Source organism: Pseudomonas sp. B111 (genome assembly GCF_026428275.1).
GTDB classification, from domain to species: domain Bacteria; phylum Pseudomonadota; class Gammaproteobacteria; order Pseudomonadales; family Pseudomonadaceae; genus Pseudomonas; species Pseudomonas aeruginosa.
On record NZ_CP097857.1, the window covers coordinates 1691420 to 1711492 of the forward strand.

The following is a 20073-nucleotide window of genomic DNA, read 5'->3' on the forward strand; positions in this document are numbered from 1 at the left end:
AAAGTGGCGCCACTCTAGCACAGCGACCCTTTTCCGCCGACCGCCACGGTTCTCATTTTTCCCGCCAGAAGTGCGCCGAATCACGCTCCCGGCGTGCGCCGCCACGGCTTCCGAGGAGAAACGTCAGGGCACCGTCGCGTGCCGTGTCGTGGACCTGCGCGGCGACCCTCGCGTAACGTTCCATCACTTCGCCATGGGGATGGCCGAAGGCGTTGCGCCAACCTCGCGAGACCAGCACATGGCGAGGCCGCGTACGCAACACGAAGGCGACTCCGGAGGAGCTGCGGCTGCCGTGATGCGGCGCCAGCAACCAGTCGACCCGCGGATCGGCCTGTCGCGCCAGCCAGGCATGCTCGGCCGCACGCGAGATGTCCCCGGTCAGCAGCAGGACTTCGCCATCGGCCACGACCCTCAGCACACAGGAGCGGTCGTTGCTGTCGCCGGCCTGCGCCCATGCCCACTGTTCGAAAACCACGCCATCCCAGGACCAGCGCCGCTCGTCGCAGTTGTCCGCGAACAACGGCGAAGGCAGGCGCGCGGGTTCGCCGCTGACCAGCCAACCCGGCGGGAATCGGGAAGCGACCGTAGGAGCACCGCCTGCATGGTCGTTGTCGGCATGACTCAGCAACAGGCCGTCCAGGCGCCGCAGGTCCAGGCTGCGCAGCACCGGCACCACCACCCGCTCGCCCATGTCGAACGCCCCCTGCCGCGCACCGCTGTCATAGAGCAAGGCATGCTCCCGGGTACGCACCAGCACGGCCAGCCCTTGGCCGACGTCCAGCACCCGCACTTCCGCCCGCCCCCATTCGACAGGCGGCGATGACGGCAACAACGCCGGCAGTAGCAACGCGGCACCGAGGGCACGCAACGGCAAGCCAGCCGGTGCCAGCCAGCAGAGCGCGCCGAGCATGCCCAGCGCTACGCTCCAGGCCGCTGCGGCGGGTGGCTGCCAGGCCTCGGCCAGGCCCGCCAGCAGGCCAAGCGCACGAAACAGCAGGCCCAGCGAAACGCCAGCGGCGCGAAGCAGCCCCTCGCCCAGCCCGGGCACCCACAGCAGCAGGCTCCCCGCCAGGGCCGGGGGCACTACCAGCAGTTCGATCCAAGGCACCGCCAGCAGGTTGGCCAGCGCTCCGCTCAGGCTCAACGGCAGGCCCAGCGCCAGCAGCGGCATCGCCAGCCCCAGCGCCATCCCACACTGCGCCCGCCCCCAGGCCGCCCACCAGCGCCAGCGCCCAAGGCGCCCGGCGAACAGCCAGAGCAGCAGGGCAACCGCCAGGAACGACAGCCAGAACCCCGCCTGCAGGCTGGCCAGCGGCTCGACCAGCAAGACCAGCACCAGCGTTCCCAGCAGCGGGGTCAGCAAGCCCAGGTGGCGGAAACGCAGGCGCCAGACCAGCGCCAGGCTGACCATCAGGCAAGCACGCCGCACCGGGACCTCGAAACCCGCCATCAACCCGTAGCTCCAGGCACCAAGCAAACCCAGGGCGCAGGCACAGGGCAGCCAGGGCAGGCGCCGCGGCCAGCAGCCCAGGCGATGCAAGGCCGCCACCAGGCCATAGAGCATCCCTGCCAGCAAAGAGATATGCGAACCGGAGATGACCATCAGATGCACGGTGCCGGTGTCCTGGAACATGCGCCACTCGGCCGCACTCAATCCCGAGCCATCCCCCAGCACCAGCGCCGCCAGGGCGGCGCCGCGCCCCTGTGCGTCGACCGCCAGCAGGCGCTGGCGCCAGGCATCGCGCCAGGCATCCAGGCCGCTGGCCGGCTGCAGGCGTTCGCCCGCCTTCACCGTGCCCACAGCACCGACCCGCTGCGCCAACAACCAGGCCTCGTAGTCGAAACCCGCCGCGTTCACCAGGCCGCGGGGGCGTTTCAGGGTCACCGCCAGGCGCCAGCGTTCGCCGCCCATCAGCGGCGGCGCGCCGCGCCAGCTCAGACGCAGACGCTCGGGAAGAAGCACGCCCCGCGCAGCGCTGACCTCCTCCAGCCGGAAGCGCGTGACGCCCTCGCCGCTCGCCGGCAGATCGACCACACGCCCCTCCAGCCAAAGGGTGCGACCATCCAGCTCGGCGGCCAGGCGTCCGTCCAGGGCGACTTGCGCCGAGCCGCAGGCCCAGGCGAACCCGAGCAGGAACAACCCCAGCCAGTACAGCCGGCCGAACAGCAGCAACAGTCCGGCGGCGGCCATGCCCAGCAGCCAGCCGACCGACGGCAATTCCGCCAGGAAGCGCAGGGCCAGCAGCCCCGCGGCGAGGGCTGGCAATCCCAGGCGCATGAACGGTTCCTCCCATCCCCGTGGCGTGCCCTCCGCTCCCCGACATGTCACATGGGGTCATACAATGGGCAACGAAATCCTGTCATCTTGCTTGGCATAATACGCAAGCCTATATCCACCGAGAGCCCACATGCCGCGTCGCCTGTTCAAGCGCTACATGCCCGATCCGGAAAGCATCCGCTCGCAGAAGTCGCTGCGCTTTCTCGGCAAGTTGACGCACGATCCCAACCTTTGGCATCTCAATCGCCACTCGGTATCGCGCGCCATGGCCGCCGGGCTGTTCGCCGCCTTCATCCCGATGCCGATGCAGATGCTGCTGGCGGCCGGTCTGGCGGTGTGGATTCGGAGCAATCTGCCAATCTCCGTCGGATTGGTCTGGCTGACCAATCCGATCACGATGCCCCCGGTCTTCTATTGCACCTACAAGCTGGGCGCCTGGTTGATGCAGGTGCCGCCGCGCACCCTGCCGGACCATCTCACCTGGGAATGGATCAGCCAGGAGCTGTCCAGCCTCTGGCAGCCCTTCCTGCTCGGTTCGGTGGTGTGCGGCATCATCGCCGCCATCCTCGGCTACGCGCTGACGATGCTCTACTGGCGCTGGTGGGTGCAGCGCAGTTGGAGCCGACGCTGCCGGCAACGTCGCGAACGGGTCGCCGCGAAGTGATCCGCCTGACATGAAAAAGCCGCCTCGAAGGCGGCTTTTTCGTGGGCCTTGTCCGCCCCGTGCAGGGACTGGCGCAGGCCTTCTCGCTCACTCGTAGCGCAGCGACTCGGCCGGTTGTGTCCGCGCCGCGCGCCAGGATGGGTACAGGGTAGCGAGGAAGCTCATCAGCAATGCAGCGCTGCAGATCAGCACCACGTCCAGCACCTGCAGGTCGGAAGGCAGGTAGTTGATGAAGTACACGTCCGAGCTGAAGACCTTGTGTCCGACCAACCGTTCGATGCGGTCGATCATCCCGGTGATGTTCAACGCCGCGAACACCCCGAGCACCCCGCCGATGACCGTCCCGATCACGCCGATGACGGTGCCCTGGACCATGAAGATCGCCATGATCTGCCGCGGCGTGGCGCCGAGGGTACGAAGAATCGCGATGTCGGTGCGCTTGTCGGCGACCACCATGATCAGGGTGGCGATGATGTTGAAGGCGGCGACCGCGATGATCAGCAGCAGGAGCAGGCCGATCATGGTCTTTTCCATCTTCATCGCGTTGAACAGGCTGCCCTGGGTCCTGGTCCAGTCGCTGGACCTGAAGCCCTGCCCCAACTCCTTGACCACCTTGGCGGCGACCTGCGGCGACTGGTAGAGATCCTTCAGTTCCAGGCGCACGCTCGGCACCTGGCCCGGTTGCAGGCGCAGCAACTGTCCGGCATCGGCGATGTCGATCAGCGCCAGCGAGTTGTCCAGTTCGGCGCCGACCTTGAACAGGGCGACGATGGTGAAGCGCTGCATGCGCGGAGTGATGCCACCCGGCGCACTGGTGGCTTCCGGGACGATCAGGGTCAGCTTGTCGCCGACATTGACATGGAAGCGCCGCGCGGTGATCTCGCCGAGGACGATGCCGAACTCGCCAGGCTTGAGGTCGTCCAGGCTGCCCTGGACGATGTGCTCGCCGATGATGGAAACCTTGCGCTCCTCCTGCGGGTCGATGCCGTTGACCAGCACCGGCAGCATGTTGCCCTTGTACGACAGCATGCCCTGCAGTTCGGCGAACGGCGCCGCGCCGACCACCTCGCGGTGCCGCAGCGCCGCGTTGGCGACGGTCTGCCAGTCGTCCAGCGGCTGCGTCGCGCTGATAGTGGCATGCGGCACCATGCCGAGGATCCGCGTGCGCATTTCCTTCTGGAAGCCGTTCATCACCGAGAGCACGATGATCATCGCCAGCACGCCCAGCGCCAGGCCGATCATCGAGGTCAGCGAGATGAACGAGATGTAGTGGTTGCGGCGTTTGGCGCGGGTGTAGCGCAGGCCTATGAAGAACGGTAACGGTCTGAACATGTCGCGGATGCACCGAGTCGATGGGGGATTCGCCGGACGGGAGCGGACGGCGGGCACGCCGTCGCCCCGCTACGCGGCGATCAGTCGGCCTTCTTCCAGGCGCAGGATGCGATCCATGTGCCCGGCCAGCTGGAGATCGTGGGTTACCACCAGGAACGAGGTCTGCAACGAACGGCTCAGTTCCAGCATCAGCTCCTGGATACCCTGGGCGGTATGCTGGTCGAGGTTGCCGGTGGGCTCGTCGAGCAGTACCAGCTGCGGACGGTTGACCAGCGCGCGGGCGATCGCCACCCGCTGGCGCTCGCCGCCGGACAGCTCGGCCGGCTTGTGCGACAGGCGATGCCCCAGCCCGACCCGCTCCAGCAGCTCGGCCGCCCGCTGGCGGGCTTCCGCGATCGGCGTGCGGCCGATCAACAGCGGCATGCAGACGTTCTCCAGGGCGGTGAACTCCGGCAACAGGTGGTGGAACTGGTAGACGAAGCCCAGCGCGCGGTTGCGCAGCAGCCCGCGGGCCGTCTCGTTCAGCGCCGAGAGTTCCTCGCCGGCGAGCCAGACGCTGCCGGCGGAGGGCGTGTCCAGGCCGCCAAGCATGTTCAGCAAGGTGCTCTTGCCCGAACCGGAGCTGCCGACGATAGCCACCCGCTCCCCAGGCAGCAGGTTCAACTCGACGCCGGACAGCACCTGCACCGATTGCGGTCCCTCGTCGTAGCTCTTGCTCAGGTTGCGGCAACTCAGCACCGACTTGTCATTCATAACGCAAAGCCTCCGCAGGCTGGGTGCGAGCCGCACGCCAGGCTGGATACAAAGTGGCGAAGAAGCTGAGGACCAGGGCCGCGCCGCAGACCAGCACGACATCGTCGAGCATCAGTTGCGACGGCAGGTAATCGATGAAGTACACGTCGGACGCGAGGAACTGGTGGCCCAGCAGCTTTTCCAGGGCGGAAATCCAGGCGCTGACGTTGAGTGCCGCGACCACCCCGAGGACCCCGCCGACCAGCGTGCCGATCACCCCGATCACCGTACCCTGGACCATGAAGGTAGCCATGATCTGCCCCGGCGTGGCGCCGAGGGTACGAAGGATGGCGATGTCCGACTTCTTGTCGGTGACCACCATCACCAGGGTGGAAATGATGTTGAACGCGGCGACCGCGACGATCAGCAGCAGCAACAGGCCGATCATGGTCTTTTCCATGCGGATGGCCTGGTACAGGTTGCCGTGGCTGCGCGTCCAGTCGCGGGCGTAGAAGTCATTGTCGGTCAGGGTCCGGGCGATCTCCCAGGCCACCCGCGGCGCCTGGAACAGGTCGTCGAGCTTCAGGCGCAGCCCCTGTACCTGGTTGGTCTTCCAGCGCTGCAGGCGCGCGGCGTCTTCCAGGTGGATCAGCGACAGGCCGCCATCCAGTTCGCCGGCGCCGACGCGGAAGGTGCCGACCACGGTGAAACGCTTCATCCGCGGGAACACCCCGGCCGGGGTGACCGCCACCTCGGGGAGGATCAGGGTGACCTTGTCGCCGATGCCGACGCCGAGCTTCTGCGCCGCCAGTTGGCCGATGACGATGCCGAAGCCGCCGGCCTTGAGTTCCGCCAGCGAGCCCTGCTTGAAGAAATCGGGAATGATCGAGACCTTGGCCTCTTCCAGCGGATCGACCGCATCGACCATCACCGTCTGCACCGCGCCATTGGCGCTGAGCATGCCCTGCATCTGGGTGAACGGCGCTACCGCGCTGACATGCTCGTGGGCCTTGACCTTCTCGGCCAGGGCGCGCCAGTCATCGATGGGCTGGTACGACTCGACGGTGGCCTGCGGCACCATGCCGAGGATGCGGGTACGCATTTCGCGATCGAAGCCGTTCATCACCGAGAGCACCACGATCATCACCAGCACGCCCAGTGCCAGGCCGATCATCGAGGTCAGCGAAATGAAGGAGACGAAATGGCTGCGACGTTTGGCCCGCGTATAGCGCGTGCCGATGAAAACGGACAGGGGTCTGAACATGTCGCCCTTAGCTGGCAGAAAATGGATGCGTCGGGATGGCGAAGTGGCGAGGCATCGCCGGCGGCCTTACACTCTGACCATCACTGCCGCCGTGGGTTCGCCATGTCCACTCGTGACGCGGATGACCGCCGCGAATACTACCGTATCGAAGATACCCTCGCACTGGAATTTCGCCCTGCCGGGGCCGTCGAAGACGGCCTGGAGAGCGAGCCGGGGGCCACCCTGTTCAGCCTGCTCAGCGACCTCCACCTGATGGATTACGAGTCGCAGCACCTGCTGCGCCACATCAGCGAACGCGACCGCACGCTGGCCAACTACCTGAAGGTGATGAACAAGCGCATCGACCTGCTTGGCCAGGTCATGGTGCAGAGCCTGCTCAAGGAGATCGGCGAACCGCGCAAGGTCAGCCTGTCCGAGGGGGGCGTCAGCTTCCACCACGACCGCGCATTGCCGGTCGGCCAGTTGCTCGTCCTGCGCATGGTCCTGTTGCCGCAGGGGTTCGGCCTCGAACTGCGGGCCCGGGTAATCCACGCCCAGCCACACGACGACGAATTCGAGATCGGCACCGAGTTCGAAGCGTTGAGCGACGCACAGCGCCAGTTGCTGGCCCGGCATATCCTCCAGAAGCAGGCCCAGCAGCGCCGCCTGGCACGGGCCGGACAAGGCCCGCTCGGCGAGCCGGGCCAACCTTCTTCGACCTGAGATGTGCCGATGCTCCGTTCGCCACTGCTGTGCTCCCTCCTCCTCGCCCCGCCGCTGTTCGCCGACACCCTGAGCATTCCGCTGGGCGCCCAGGGCGATACCCGGGTCGCCCTGCCCGCGCGCGGCGAAAGCCGCGAAGCCGTGCTGCAACGCTTCGGCCTGGCCGACGAGGAACATCCCGCGGTCGGCCAGCCGCCCATCGTGCGCTGGGATTACCGCGACTTCTCGGTATATTTCGAAAGCGGCCGGGTGATCGACAGCGTTCGCCATCATCGGCCGCGGAATCCCGCGCAACCCTCGAACAAGGAGCCACAGTGACTCTCATCTATGGACATCGCGGCGCCAAGGGCGAAGCGCCGGAAAACACCCTGGCCAGCTTCCAGCGCTGCCTGGAGCATGGCGTCAACCGTTGCGAACTGGACCTGCACCTGTCCCGCGACGGCGAACTGATGGTGATCCACGACCCGACCCTGAAGCGCACCACCGGCCGCCGCGGCAAGGTCGCCGAACACGACGCGGCCACCCTGGTCACCTACGACGCGCGCGAAGGCGGCCCCGGCTGGGTACGGCCGACGCCGATCCCGCGGCTGGAGGAGTTGTTCGAGAAGTGCCCGTTCGAGCACTGGCAACTGGAAGTGAAGAGCGCCTCGCGCGAACGCGCGGCGCGGACGGTAACGCGGATCAGGGAGCTGACCGAGCGCTTCGGCAACCGCGACAAGGTCACCGTCACCAGCGGTTCGCGGACCGTGCTCAAGGCCCTCAACGAACTGACCCCGGAGCTGTCGCGCGGGCTGGTCGCCGAATACGCCTGGCTCGACCCGCTGAAGGTCGCCCAGCACTATGGCTGTGCCCTGCTCGCCCTGAACTGGACCCTATGCACCCCGGAACGCCTGCTCAAGGCCCAGCGCCAGGGGCTTCACGTCTCGGTGTGGACGGTCAACGAACCGGCGCTGATGCGCCGGCTCGCCGACTTCGGCGTGGACAGCCTGATCACAGACTTTCCCGGTTTGGCCAGCGCCACCCTCGGGAATCGCTGAGCACATCCCCTCCGGCCGGCTCAGGCCGCCGGCCGGAGTCCTTCAAAAAAGCCGGTTGAGGCCGTCGAACGCCGCTACCCGATAGGCTTCCGCCATGGTCGGGTAGTTGAAGGTGGTGTTGACGAAGTACTTCAGGGTATTCAGCTCGCCCGGCTGGTTCATGATCGCCTGGCCGATGTGGACGATTTCCGAAGCCTGGTCGCCGAAGCAGTGCACGCCGAGGATCTCCAGGGTCTCGCGATGGAACAGGATCTTCAGCATGCCCACCGGCTCGTTGGAAATCTGCGCCCGGGCCATGCCCTTGAAGAACGCCTTGCCCACTTCGTAGGGAATCTTCGCCGCGGTCAGTTCGCTTTCGTTCTTGCCGATCGAGCTGATCTCCGGAATGGTGTAGATGCCGGTCGGCACATCGTTGACGAAGCGCCAGCTGTCGCTCTCGACGATGTTGCCGGCGGCCGAGCGGCCCTGGTCGTAGGCAGCGCTGGCCAGGCTCGGCCAGCCGATCACGTCGCCGGCGGCGAAGATGTTGCTCACCGAAGTGCGGTAGTTCTCGTCCACCTCGATCTGGCCACGGCTGTTGACCTTGATGCCGACGTTCTCCAGGCCGAGCTTGTCGGTATTGCCGGTCCGGCCGTTGCACCAGAGCAGCGCGTCCGCCTTGATCTTCTTGCCCGACTTCAGGTGCAGGATGACGCCGTTATCCAGCCCCTCGACGCGCTCGTACTCCTCGTTGTGGCGGATCAGCACGTTGTTGTTGCGCAGGTGGTAGCTCAGCGCATCGGAAATCTCGTCATCGAGGAAGCTGAGCAACTGGTCGCGCGTATCGATCAGGTCCACCAGCACGCCCAGGCCGCTGAAGATCGACGCGTATTCGCAGCCGATCACCCCGGCTCCGTAGATGATCAGCCGGCGCGGGGTGTGGCTCAGGGACAGGATGGTGTCGCTGTCGTAGACCCGCGGGTGGTTGAAATTGATGTCCGAAGGACGATACGGGCGCGAGCCGGTGGCGATCACGAACTGGTCGGCGACCAGGCGCTCCACCGCACCGCTCGGCGTCACCACTTCGACGGTGCGTTCGTCGACGAAGCTGGCGGTGCCGGTGAACATGTCGATGCGATTGCGCGCGTAGTAGCCGGTACGCGAGGCGACCTGCTTGGAGATCACCCGGTCGGCGCTCTTCAGCACGTCGGGAAAGGAGAACCAGCGCGGCTCGCCGATCTGGCGGAACATCGGGTTGGTGTTGAACTCGATGATCTGCTTCACCGAGTGGCGCAGGGCCTTGGAAGGAATGGTGCCGAGGTGCGTGCAGTTGCCTCCGACCACGCGACGGCTGTCGACTACCGCCAGCTTGCGTCCGTACTTGGAGGCGTTCATCGCCGCCCCTTCGCCCGCCGGACCCGTGCCCAAAATCACCACGTCGTAGTTGTAGACAGCCATGCGTACTCCTCAGAACAGGCCGAGGCGCCCACTGGCGCCTCCGGCAAAGCCGCTGCACAACATGTGCGCGGCGGATCGATTCGATCATCGGGTCGGTGCGAACGACGGCATTCGCCGGGCAAGGCTCGGTCCGACCTCGAGGCGGGCATATGTTACGCCCTGTGCGAAATGTCGCACATTAGCGTTTGGTCGCGTCGTAGGCGAGTTTTCCGGGCACTACAGATTCGTCGCGGTTGGCTTCCTCGCATTTCTGTCGGTCGCCGCCGCAGATCGAGCATTCCTTCTCGATCCCCAGGTTGGCGATGCCGCCGCAGGAACCGGCGATCGGCTTGCGGCCCATGATGACGCCGATGGACATGCCGAAGACCACCAGCAGCATGATGACGAAGACCAGTAGCCAGGTCATGGACGTTCTCCTTGGTTGCCGAACAGTTGCTCGTAGCGTGGCGTGGTGCGGCTGTCGAAACCGTTGCCCTGGCGACTGACGAACAGCGCCGCCAGTCGGTGCTTCTCGGCGAAACGGTAGCCCTCTTCCGGACCGAGCACCATCAGCAGGGTCGACAGGCCGTCGGCGTTGCGCGTCGACGGATCGAGCACCGTGACCGAAGCCAGGTGATGGTCGATCGGCGCGCCGGTGCGCGGGTCGAAGGTGTGCGAATAGCGCTGGCCGTTCTCTTCGAAATAGTTGCGGTAATCGCCCGAGGTCGAGACGCCGTAGCCGTCCAGCGCCAGCACCTGCTGGGCGACCCGCTGGCCCTCGCGCGGCGCTTCGATAGCGATGCGCCAGGGCGTGCCGTCCGGCTTGCGCCCTTCGGCTTTCAACTCGCCGGTGATTTCCGCCAGGTAGCTGCGCACGCCAAGCTCCTTCAGGCGTTCGCCTACCGCGTCCACCGTATAGCCAGCGGCGATGCTGTCGAAGTCCAGCTGTACGGCGGCGTCCTTGCACAGGCGCTGGCCGTCGATGCGCAGGTGTCGATGGCCGACGTCACGGCGCGCCGCGGCGATCTGCTCGGCGCTGGGAACCTTCTCCACCCGCGCCTGCGGACCGAAGCCCCAGAGGTTCATCAGCGGCTCGACGGTCATGTCGAAGGCGCCCTGGCTCTGTTCCGACAACTCGCCGCCATAGCGCAGCAACTCCAGCATCGGTGGCGGCAGCTCCATGCAGGACTGCGCCGGCAGCGCATTGAAACGCGAGACCAGGGAGTCGTCGCGGTAGGTGGACATCTGCCGGTCGACCTCGGCGAGGATCGCTTCCACCGCGGCTTTCGCCGTCTGGACGTCGGGCGCCGAGGCGCCGCGCACGTACTTGATCGAATAGGTGCTGCCCATGGTCGGGCCGCCGAAGCTTTCCAGGGTGTCGCCGCAACCGGCCAGGACCAGCGCCAGCGCTGCCAGTCCGGCCATGGCAAGCGGACGGAAACGCTCAGCCACCGAAATCGTCCAGCAGGATATTCTCGCGCTCCACGCCCAGGTCGGTGAGCATCTTGATCACCGCGGCATTCATCATCGGCGGGCCGCACATGTAGAACTCGCAGTCTTCGGGCGCCGGGTGGTCCTTCAGGTAGTTCTCGAACAGCACGTTGTGGATGAAGCCGGTCAGGCCGGTCCAGTTGTCCTCCGGCTGCGGGTCGGACAGCGCCAGGTGCCACTGGAAGTTGGGGTTCTCCGCCTGCAGCTGGTCGTACTCCTCGGTATAGAAGGCCTCGCGCAGCGAGCGCGCGCCGTACCAGAAGCTGATCTTGCGGTTCGACTTGAGCCGGCGCAACTGGTCGAAGATGTGCGAACGCATCGGCGCCATGCCGGCGCCGCCGCCGATGAAGACCATCTCGGCCTCGGTGTCCTTGGCGAAGAACTCGCCGAACGGCCCGTACACGGTGACCTTGTCGCCCGGCTTGAGGTTGAACACCCAGGACGACATCTGCCCCGGCGGCAGGTCGCTGCCCGGCGGCGGCGAGGCGATGCGGATGTTGAACTTGACCACGCCCTGCTCTTCCGGGTAGTTGGCCATCGAGTAGGCGCGGATCACCGTCTCGTCGACCTTCGACACGTAGCGCCACATGTTGAACTTGTCCCAGTCGCCGCGATATTCCGGCTGGATATCGAAGTCCTTGTACTCGACCACGTGCGGCGGGCATTCCAGCTGCACGTAGCCGCCGGCGCGGAAATCCACGCTCTCGCCGTCCGGCAGGCGCAGGGTGAGTTCCTTGATGAAGGTGGCGACGTTGGGGTTGGACTCCACCGTGCATTCCCACTTCTTCACCCCGAAGACCTCTTCAGGCACGCGGATCTGCATGTCCTGCTTGACCGGGGTCTGGCACGACAGGCGCCAGCCCTCCTTCGCCTGGCGCCGGGTGAAGTGCGACTCCTCGGTGGGCAGCATCTCGCCGCCGCCCTCGACCACCACGCACTTGCACTGCGCGCAGGTGCCGCCGCCGCCGCAGGCGGAAGACAGGAACACGTTGTTCGTCGCCAGGGTTTGCAGCAGCTTGCCGCCGGCCGGCACGGTCAGGCTGTGCTCGCCGTTGATCTGGATGGTCACGTCGCCACTCGACACCAGCTTGGCGCGGGCGACCAGGATGATCGCCACCAGGCCCAGGACGATGGCGGTGAACATGCCGATGGCCAGGAAAATCTCGAATCCGATCACGGGCCTCTCCTTACAACTGCACGCCGGAGAACGACATGAAGCCCAACGACATCAGGCCGATGGTGATGAAGGTGATCCCCAGGCCCTGCAGGCCCTCGGGGACGTCGCTGTACTTGAGCTTCTCGCGGATACCCGCCAGCGCGGCGATCGCCAGCGCCCAGGAAAAGCCCGAGCCGACGCCGTACACCGTGCTCTCGGCAAGGTTGTAGTCGCGCTCGACCATGAACAGCGAGCCGGCCATGATCGCGCAGTTCACCGTGATCAGGGGCAGGAACACGCCCAGCGCGTTGTAGAGACTGGGTACGTACTTGTCGAGGAGCATCTCGAGGATCTGCACGATGGCGGCGATCACCCCGATGTAGCTGAGCAGGCCGAGGAAGCTCAGGTCCACCTCGGGCAGCCCGGCCCAGGCCAGCGCGCCGTCCTTGAGCAGGTAGGTGTAGATCAGGTTGTTGGCCGGCACGGTGATGGTCTGCACCACGATCACCGCGATACCCAGGCCGATGGCGGTCTCCACCTTCTTCGAGATGGCGATGAAGGTACACATGCCGAGGAAGAACGCCAGCGCCATGTTCTCGACGAACACGGCCTTCACGAACAGGCTGATGTAGTGCTCCATCAGTAAGCCTCCTTGCTGGATACCTGCGGGGCCATCTTGTAGGTCGGGGCCTCGACCTGGTCTTTCTTCCAGGTCCGCAGGGCCCAGATGATCAGGCCGATCAGGAAGAACGCCGAAGGCGGCAGCAGGAGCAGGCCGTTCGGCTGGTACCAGCCGCCATCGTTGACCGTCGGCAACACGCTGATGCCGTAGAGCTTGCCGGCGCCGAACAGCTCGCGGACGAAGCCCAGCACCAGCAGCATGGCGCTGTAGCCGAGACCGTTGCCGATGCCGTCGAAGAACGACACGAGCGGCGGGTTGGCCATGGCGAAGGCTTCGGCGCGGCCCATCACGATGCAGTTGGTGATGATCAGCCCGACGAACACCGAGAGCTGCTTGCTCAGGCTATAGGCATAGGCCTTGAGCACCTGGTCGACGACGATCACCAGCGAGGCGATGATCACCATCTGCACGATCATCCGGATCGAGCTGGGAATCTGCCGGCGGATCATCGAGATGAACAGGTTGGAGAAGCCGGTCACCAGGGTCAGGGCGATGGCCATGACGGTAGCGGTCTTCAGGTTCGAGGTTACCGCCAGCGCCGAGCAGATCCCGAGGATCTGCAGGCCGATCGGATTGTTCTGGAAGACCGGATTGAACAGGACTTCGCGGATCGTGGGTTGAGCAGCCATCACGCCTCCCCTTTGCGCAGATTGGCGAGGAAGGCGTCGAAACCGTCCTTGCCGAGCCAGAAATGCAGCAGGTTGTCGACACCCTTGCTGGTCAGGGTGGCGCCGGCCAGGCCGTCGACCTGGTGGGTCGCCTTCGCCGACTGCGGGTCCACCGAGCCCTTGATGATCTGTACGGCAAGATCGCCCTGGGCGTCGTAGAGGGTCTTGCCGACCCACAGCGCCTTCCATTTCGGATTGTCGACCTCACCGCCGAGACCGGGGGTCTCGCCATGCTGGTAGAAGCCGAAGCCGGCGACCGTATTGAGGTCGCCCTTGAGCGCCAGGAAGCCGTACAGGGTCGACCACAGACCGTAGCCGCGCACCGGCAGGATCAGGGTGTCGAGCTTGCCGTCGGTCTCCACCAGGTAGACCGTGGTGTAGCGCTCGCGGCGCTTGATCGAGGCGATGTCCTCGGCGGCGGGCAGCGCCTCCGACAGCGCCGGGTCCTTGGCCGCTTTCAGCGGGTCGTAGCCGAGCGGGTCCTGGGCATCGCTGAAGGTGCCGCTCTGCAGGTCGACCACCTTGGCGGTGATGCGACTGTCGAACAGCGCCTTGACCTCTTTGCCGGACATGCCCGGCTCGCCGAGACCGGCGATGGCGAGGATGCTGCGCTGCTTGTCGAGCAGGCGGTTTTCCGCCTGGGTCGGCTTCAGCGCCACCGCCGCGCCGGCGACGAACACCGAGCTGACCAGGCACACCACCAGGGCTACCAGCAGTGTGCGGGTGGTGGATTCTTGATTAGCCATTGCGCGCCAGCCTCCGCTTGATGTTGGCCTGAACGACGAAATGGTCGATCAGCGGTGCGAACAGGTTGGCGAACAGGATCGCCAGCATCATGCCTTCCGGGAACGCCGGGTTGACCACCCGGATCAGCATGACCATCACTCCGATCAGGGCGCCGAACAGCCACTTGCCGGTATCGGTCATGGACGCCGAGACCGGGTCGGTGGCCATGAAGATCATGCCGAAGGCGAAGCCGCCGGTGACCAGGTGCCAATACCAGGGCATGGCGAACATCGGGTTGCTGGCCGAGCCGATGGCGTTGAACAGGTAGCTCATGGCGACCATCCCCAGCATCACCCCGGCGACGATGCGCCAGGAGGCGATGCGGGTCAGCAGCAGCACGGCGCCGCCGATGAAGATCGCCAGGGTGCTGGTCTCGCCCATCGACCCCTGCATGTGGCCGAGGAAGGCATCCATCCAGGTCAGGCCGTGGCCGAGGATGTTGTCCACCCCGCCGGCGGCGGCCAGGCTCAGCGAGGTGGCGCCGGCGAAGCCGTCCACCGAGGTCCATACCGCGTCGCCGGACATCTGCGCCGGGTAGGCGAAGAACAGGAAGGCCCGGCCGACCAGTGCCGGATTGAGGAAGTTCTTCCCGGTGCCGCCGAACACTTCCTTGCCCAGCACCACGCCGAAGCTGATCCCCAGGGCTACCTGCCACAGCGGGACGGACGGCGGCAGGGTCAGGGCGAACAGCACCGAGGTGACGAAGAAGCCTTCGTTGACCTCGTGGCGGCGGATGCTGGCGAACAGCACCTCCCAGAAACCGCCGACGATGAAGGTGGTCAGGTACACTGGCAGGAAGTACGCGGCGCCCTGGACCAGGCAATCCCACAGGCTGTTCGGGTCGAACCCGGCCAGCGCGCCGATCAGGGCGAAGCGCCAGCCATCCTGGGCGCTCAACAGGTCGGGGCTCTGGGCGAAGATCAGGTTGGCCTGGTGGCCGACGTTGTACATGCCGAAGAACATCGCCGGGAAGGTGCACAGCCAGACGATGATCATCATGCGCTTCAGGTCGATGCCGTCGCGCACGTGTGCAGTGGTGCGGGTGACGCTGCCGGGACGATAGAGGAAGGTGTCCACGGCTTCGTACAGCGGGTACCACTTCTCGTAGCGCCCGCCCTTCTCGAAATGATGCTCGACCTTGTCGAGCAGGTTACGCAAACCCATGGCTCAGCCCTCCTGCTCGATGCGTGCCAGGTTGTCCCGCAGAATCGGGCCGTATTCGTACTTGCCGGCGCAGACGTAGCTGCACAGCGCCAGGTCCTCTTCGTCGAGTTCCAGGGCGCCGAGCTTCTGGGCCATTTCCGTGTCGCCGACGATCAGGTAGCGCAGCAGTTGGGTCGGCAGGATATCCAGCGGCATCACCGCCTCGTAGTTGCCTACCGGCACCATCGCCCGCGGGCTGCCGTTGGTGCTGGTGGTGAAGGCGAAACGCTTGCCGCCGAGCAGCCTGGAGACGAACACGTTGAGCAGCGAATGCTTTTCCACCCCGGCGCGCAGGTAGTGGAGGAACTCGCGCTGGTCGCCCTCCTTGAGACAGGACAACTGCAGGTGGTAGCGCCCCAGGTAGGCGTAGGCGCCATGGGCGGTGCGACCGCCCAGCACGGAGCCGGAGATCAGCCGGTTGTTGCCCGGCTGCAGCTGGCCGGCGGCCAGTTCGTCGAGGTTGGCGCCCAACCGGGTGCGCACCAGACGCGGCTTTTCCACCACCGGACCGGCCAGGGCGATCACCCGCTCGGTCCACAATTGCCCGGTCGTGAACAGCTTGCCGATGGCGATCACGTCCTGGTAGTTCAGGTTCCACACGCTCTTGCCGGCACCCACCGGGTCGAGGAAGTGGATATGGGTGCCGGGCAGGCCCGCCGGATGCGGACCGGAGAAGGCTTGCGCGGTCACGCCGGAGAGCGCCTCGCCGGGTAGCGAAACGCCTTCCGCCTTGCACAGGAACACCCGGGCCAGGCGCCCGAGCACCGTCAGCCCGGCCTGGAACGCCTCGCCCTGCTCCGCGATAACCACCTGCGGATCGGCGGCCAGCGGCTGGGTATCGATGGCAGTGACGAAAATCGAACTGGGGCTGGACTCGGGATCGGGCACCTTGCTGAACGGCCGGGTCCGCAGCGCGGTCCACAGGCCCGACTGCAACAGGTTGTCGCGGACCTTCTCGGCGCTCAGCGTGGCGAGTTGGTCCGCGGGATAACGGGCGAACTCCAGTTGCTCGTCGCCGTCGAGATCGATGACCACCGATTGCAGGACGCGCTTCTCGCCACGATGGATGGCACTGACCACACCGGCGCCGGGTGCGGTATAGCTGACGGAGGGATTCTTCTTGTCGGTGAACAGCGCCTGCCCCAGCTTCACCCGGTCGCCTACCTGCACCGCCATGGTCGGCTTCATGCCGTGGTAGTCGAAACCGATCAACGCCACGCTGCGTACCGGGCGTGCTGCCTCGATGCGCTGTTCGGGGGCGCCGCTGATGGGCAGGTCCAGGCCACGTTTTATCTTGATCATGTCTAGTGCCTAGTGGTCGTGGACAGAAAAGACGAGGCCCAAGTCAGAAAATGACCATCATCGCGCACAACGTACTGAATTGGCACGATTGATGAATGGCCCCGCAAGGTAACTCCGGGATTATAAAGAGCCACCTCCCCGGGAGCCACCCAAGCCGCACACCGGGCCTTGAAACGCGTAACAGAAAACGACAGAAAAACTTGCCCGTACGAAATGAAAAACGGGAGCCGAAGCTCCCGTCCCGCGCCACCCGCAGGCTCAGGCCTGCTGGCCGAGCCCGCGCCTTTCCGCCAGCGACAGCTTGACCCGGTAGCACAACCACATCAGCAGCAGCCAGAATGGGATGGCGTACACCGAGATGTTGATCCCGGGGATCATCAGCATGATGCCAAGGATGAACACCACGAAGGCCAGGCACAGGTAGTTGCTGAACGGCGACCAGAGTGCCTTGAAGAAGGTGTCCACGCCCTGCCGCTTCATCGCCGCGCGGAACTTCAGGTGCGACAGGCTGATCATCGCCCAGTTGATCACCAGCGCCGCCACCACCAGCGACATCAGCAGTTCCAGCGCCTTGTGCGGCAATACGTAGTTGACGATCACGCAGAGGAAGGTGATCAGCGCCGAGACCAGGATCGACAGCACCGGCACGCCCCGGCGGTCCACCGACATCAGCACCTTCGGCGCGTCGCCCTGGGCGGCCAGGCCGTAGAGCATCCGGCTGTTGCAGTAGACGCCGCTGTTGTAGACCGACAATGCCGCGGTGAGGACTACGAAGTTGAGGATGTTGGCCGCGGTGCCGCTGCCGATCAACGAGAAGATCTGCACGAACGGGCTGCCACTGTAGTCGTCGCCGGAAGCGTTGATGGTCTCCACCAACTGGTCCCATGGATACAGCGAGAGCAGCACCGCCAGGGCGCCGATATAGAAGATCAGGATCCGGTAGATCACCTGGTTGATCGCCTTGGGAATCACCTTCCTCGGCTCGGACGCCTCGGCGGCGGTGATGCCCACCAGCTCCAGGCCACCGAAGGAGAACATGATGATCGCCAGGGTCATCACCAGGCCGCTGAGGCCGTTGGGGAAGAAGCCGCCGCGGTCCCACAGGTTGCTCACCGAGGCTTGCGGCCCGCCACCGCCGCCGACCAGCAGGTAGATACCGAGCAGGATCATGCCGATGATCGCCGCTACCTTGATGATCGCGAACCAGAACTCGGTCTCGCCGAAGGCTTTCACGTTGGCCAGGTTGATCGCGTTGATCAGCACGAAGAACGCCGCCGCCGTGGCCCAGGTCGGCACGTCAGGCCACCAGTACTGGATGTACTTGCCCACCGCGGTCAGCTCCGACATGCCCACCAGGATGTACAGCACCCAGTAGTTCCAGCCGGAGAGGAAACCGGCGAAGCCGCCCCAGTACTTGTGTGCGAAGTGGCTGAAGGAGCCGGCCACCGGCTCCTCGACGATCATCTCGCCGAGCTGGCGCATGATCAGGAAGGCGATGAAGCCGCCAATGGCGTAACCGAGGATCATCGACGGGCCGGCCGTCTTGATGACGCCCGCCGAGCCGAGGAACAGCCCGGTGCCGATCGCCCCGCCCAGCGCGATCAACTGGATGTGGCGATTCTTCAGGCCACGCTTCAGCTCGCCCTGGTGCAGATGTTGACCATCCATTGAAAAACCCTAAATCGAAGTGAGTAGTTTCTTGTTCTGGTTATCCACAGAAATGAAAAACGGGAGCCCGAGAGCTCCCGTTTTCCTCTACGCCTTGCGCATCAACGCGGGAAGGCCGGCGGGTTGACCCCAGCCATGTCTTCCATCACGCGCACTACCTGGCAGCTGTAGCCGAACTCGTTGTCGTACCACACGTACAGGACGACACGGTTGTCGTTGCAGATGGTCGCCTCGGCGTCCACCACGCCGGCATGGCGCGAACCGACGAAGTCGGTGGAAACCACTTCCTGGGAGCTGACGAAGTCGATCTGCTTCTGCAGGTCCGAGTGCATGGCCATCTGGCGCAGGTACTCGTTGATCTCTTCGCGGGTGGTGGCCTTTTCCAGGTTCAGGTTGAGGATCGCCATGGACACGTTCGGCGTCGGCACGCGGATCGCATTGCCGGTCAGCTTGCCTTTCAGCACCGGCAGGGCCTTGGCCGCGGCGGTGGCGGCACCGGTCTCGGTGATCACCATGTTCAGCGGCGCGCTGCGGCCACGACGACTGCCCTTGTGGAAGTTGTCGATCAGGTTCTGGTCGTTGGTGTACGAGTGAACGGTCTCGACGTGACCGTTGACGATGCCGTACTGGTCGTTGACAGCCTTCAGCACCGGCACGATGGCGTTGGTGGTGCAGGAGGCGGCCGAGATGATCTTGTCGTCGGCGCCGATGTCGGTGTGGTTGATACCGTGCACGATGTTCTTCAGCGCACCCTTGCCCGGCGCGGTAAGGACCACGCGATCGATCCCCGGGCACTTCAGGTGCTGGCCGAGGCCTTCGGCGTCGCGCCACTTGCCGGTGTTGTCGACCAGCAGGGCGTTCTTGATGCCGTACTGGGTGTAGTCGATCGACGCCGGGTCGTTGGAGTAGATCACCTGGATCAGGTTGCCGTTGGCGGTCAGCGTGTTGTTTTCTTCGTCGATGGTGATGGTGCCGTCGAACGGACCGTGCACCGAGTCCCGACGCAGCAGGCTGGCCCGCTTGACCAGGTCGTTCTCGGCGCCCTTGCGCACAACGATCGCGCGCAGGCGCAGGCCGTCGCCGCCGCCGGTCTTCTCGATCAGGATACGCGCCAGCAGGCGACCGATGCGGCCGAAGCCGTAGAGCACGACGTCGGTGCCTTCGCGGGCATCGCCGTTCTGCTTGCCGGCCACTTCGGCCAGCTCGGCCTTGACGAAGTCCTCGATGCTGCGGCCGTTACCTTCTGCCTTGAACTTGGCGACCATCTTGCCCAGATCGACGGAAGCGGCACCCAGCTTGAGCTCGCTCATCGCCTTGAGGATCGGGAACGTCTCGTGAACCGACAGCTCGGCGTCATCAGCCATGCGATGACGGGCGAAACGATGCGCCTTCATGATCGCGATCACCGAGCGGTTGATCAGACCACGGCCATGGATCGAGGTCACCACATTGTTATTGCGGTAGAGCTGGCCAATCAGCGGGATCATGGCTTCCGCGATGGCTTCACGATCGATCCATTCACCGAGACACTGGTCGGGCTTCTGAGTCACGGGCAATACCTTCCACATGTAGGGGATGAAAAAAGGGGCTACATTATGACCGCGCCGGCCAGGCTCGGCAATCTGCAGCAGTCGGAAGACTGACATCCAGCAGTCGGGAAAGTTACAATCCGGCGGGTCAAATTCCCGACCG

19 protein-coding genes are annotated in these 20073 nt (G+C 65.3%); 4 read left to right on the forward strand and 15 right to left on the reverse strand.

Going from position 1 to position 20073, the window contains the following annotated elements:
• Positions 1–52: 52 nt before the first annotated feature.
• A complete protein-coding gene (locus tag M6E97_RS08125) occupies positions 53–2278 on the reverse strand; it encodes a DNA internalization-related competence protein ComEC/Rec2 (RefSeq protein ID WP_033938021.1) in 2226 nt (741 codons plus the stop codon).
• A gap of 130 nt (positions 2279–2408) precedes the next feature.
• Between M6E97_RS08125 and M6E97_RS08130 the strand changes: the two genes are divergently transcribed.
• On the forward strand, positions 2409–2942 hold the full coding sequence (locus M6E97_RS08130; RefSeq protein WP_003091165.1) for a DUF2062 domain-containing protein: 534 nt from the start codon (positions 2409–2411) through the stop codon (positions 2940–2942).
• A gap of 87 nt (positions 2943–3029) precedes the next feature.
• On the opposite strand, the gene M6E97_RS08135 is transcribed toward M6E97_RS08130, so the two are convergent.
• The 3 genes from M6E97_RS08135 to M6E97_RS08145 all read right to left on the reverse strand — a co-directional run bounded on the left by M6E97_RS08135 (position 3030) and on the right by M6E97_RS08145 (position 6270).
• On the reverse strand, positions 3030–4274 hold the full coding sequence (locus M6E97_RS08135; RefSeq protein ID WP_003105198.1) for a lipoprotein-releasing ABC transporter permease subunit: 1245 nt from the start codon (positions 4272–4274) through the stop codon (positions 3030–3032).
• Between the two features lie 69 nt (positions 4275–4343).
• Positions 4344–5027 carry a lipoprotein-releasing ABC transporter ATP-binding protein LolD gene (gene lolD / locus M6E97_RS08140; protein ID WP_003091168.1) on the reverse strand — a complete coding sequence of 228 codons (684 nt, stop codon included), beginning with the start codon at positions 5025–5027 and terminating at the stop codon, positions 4344–4346.
• Positions 5020–6270, reverse strand: coding sequence for a lipoprotein-releasing ABC transporter permease subunit (locus M6E97_RS08145; protein WP_015502671.1), 1251 nt, complete (start codon positions 6268–6270; stop codon positions 5020–5022). The genes lolD and M6E97_RS08145 overlap by 8 nt, the downstream gene beginning before the upstream one ends.
• A 102-nt stretch (positions 6271–6372) precedes the next feature.
• Here M6E97_RS08145 and M6E97_RS08150 point away from each other — a divergent pair, with 102 nt between their 5' ends.
• Genes M6E97_RS08150 through M6E97_RS08160 form a run of 3 tightly spaced genes read left to right on the forward strand, consistent with a single transcriptional unit; the run spans position 6373 to position 8009 of the window.
• Complete coding sequence (locus M6E97_RS08150; RefSeq protein ID WP_003091172.1) at positions 6373–6972, forward strand: PilZ domain-containing protein; 600 nt, start codon at positions 6373–6375, stop codon at positions 6970–6972.
• Between the two features lie 9 nt (positions 6973–6981).
• Complete coding sequence (locus M6E97_RS08155; protein ID WP_033938022.1) at positions 6982–7290, forward strand: hypothetical protein; 309 nt, start codon at positions 6982–6984, stop codon at positions 7288–7290.
• On the forward strand, positions 7287–8009 hold the full coding sequence (locus M6E97_RS08160; protein ID WP_003091176.1) for a glycerophosphodiester phosphodiesterase: 723 nt from the start codon (positions 7287–7289) through the stop codon (positions 8007–8009). The genes M6E97_RS08155 and M6E97_RS08160 overlap by 4 nt, the downstream gene beginning before the upstream one ends.
• A 42-nt stretch (positions 8010–8051) precedes the next feature.
• On the opposite strand, the gene sthA is transcribed toward M6E97_RS08160, so the two are convergent.
• From sthA to M6E97_RS08215, 11 genes are all read right to left on the reverse strand, one after another.
• Complete coding sequence (gene sthA, locus M6E97_RS08165; RefSeq protein WP_003091177.1) at positions 8052–9446, reverse strand: Si-specific NAD(P)(+) transhydrogenase; 1395 nt, start codon at positions 9444–9446, stop codon at positions 8052–8054.
• Between the two features lie 178 nt (positions 9447–9624).
• Entirely contained in the window at positions 9625–9852 is a 228-nt protein-coding gene (gene nqrM / locus M6E97_RS08170) for a (Na+)-NQR maturation NqrM (protein ID WP_003091178.1), read from the reverse strand.
• Entirely contained in the window at positions 9849–10877 is a 1029-nt protein-coding gene (locus tag M6E97_RS08175; RefSeq protein ID WP_021265004.1) for an FAD:protein FMN transferase, read from the reverse strand. The genes nqrM and M6E97_RS08175 overlap by 4 nt, the downstream gene beginning before the upstream one ends.
• On the reverse strand, positions 10870–12093 hold the full coding sequence (gene nqrF, locus M6E97_RS08180) for an NADH:ubiquinone reductase (Na(+)-transporting) subunit F (RefSeq protein WP_003091181.1): 1224 nt from the start codon (positions 12091–12093) through the stop codon (positions 10870–10872). The genes M6E97_RS08175 and nqrF overlap by 8 nt, the downstream gene beginning before the upstream one ends.
• Before the next feature lie 10 nt (positions 12094–12103).
• Positions 12104–12712, reverse strand: a complete 609-nt coding sequence (gene nqrE, locus M6E97_RS08185; protein WP_003091182.1) for an NADH:ubiquinone reductase (Na(+)-transporting) subunit E — start codon at positions 12710–12712, stop codon at positions 12104–12106.
• A complete protein-coding gene (gene nqrD, locus M6E97_RS08190) occupies positions 12712–13386 on the reverse strand; it encodes an NADH:ubiquinone reductase (Na(+)-transporting) subunit D (protein WP_003119802.1) in 675 nt (224 codons plus the stop codon). The genes nqrE and nqrD overlap by 1 nt, the downstream gene beginning before the upstream one ends.
• Positions 13383–14168 carry a Na(+)-translocating NADH-quinone reductase subunit C gene (locus M6E97_RS08195; protein WP_003091184.1) on the reverse strand — a complete coding sequence of 262 codons (786 nt, stop codon included), beginning with the start codon at positions 14166–14168 and terminating at the stop codon, positions 13383–13385. Before M6E97_RS08195 ends, nqrD begins: the two co-directional genes overlap by 4 nt.
• A complete protein-coding gene (locus M6E97_RS08200) occupies positions 14161–15372 on the reverse strand; it encodes an NADH:ubiquinone reductase (Na(+)-transporting) subunit B (protein ID WP_003109478.1) in 1212 nt (403 codons plus the stop codon). The genes M6E97_RS08195 and M6E97_RS08200 overlap by 8 nt, the downstream gene beginning before the upstream one ends.
• 3 nt (positions 15373–15375) lie before the next feature.
• Positions 15376–16713 carry a Na(+)-translocating NADH-quinone reductase subunit A gene (locus tag M6E97_RS08205; RefSeq protein WP_033938026.1) on the reverse strand — a complete coding sequence of 446 codons (1338 nt, stop codon included), beginning with the start codon at positions 16711–16713 and terminating at the stop codon, positions 15376–15378.
• Between the two features lie 258 nt (positions 16714–16971).
• Positions 16972–18381 carry an amino acid permease gene (locus tag M6E97_RS08210; RefSeq protein ID WP_003091187.1) on the reverse strand — a complete coding sequence of 470 codons (1410 nt, stop codon included), beginning with the start codon at positions 18379–18381 and terminating at the stop codon, positions 16972–16974.
• Positions 18382–18482: 101 nt separating this feature from the next.
• Entirely contained in the window at positions 18483–19949 is a 1467-nt protein-coding gene (locus tag M6E97_RS08215) for a glyceraldehyde-3-phosphate dehydrogenase (RefSeq protein ID WP_009313820.1), read from the reverse strand.
• Positions 19950–20073: the final 124 nt, after the last annotated feature.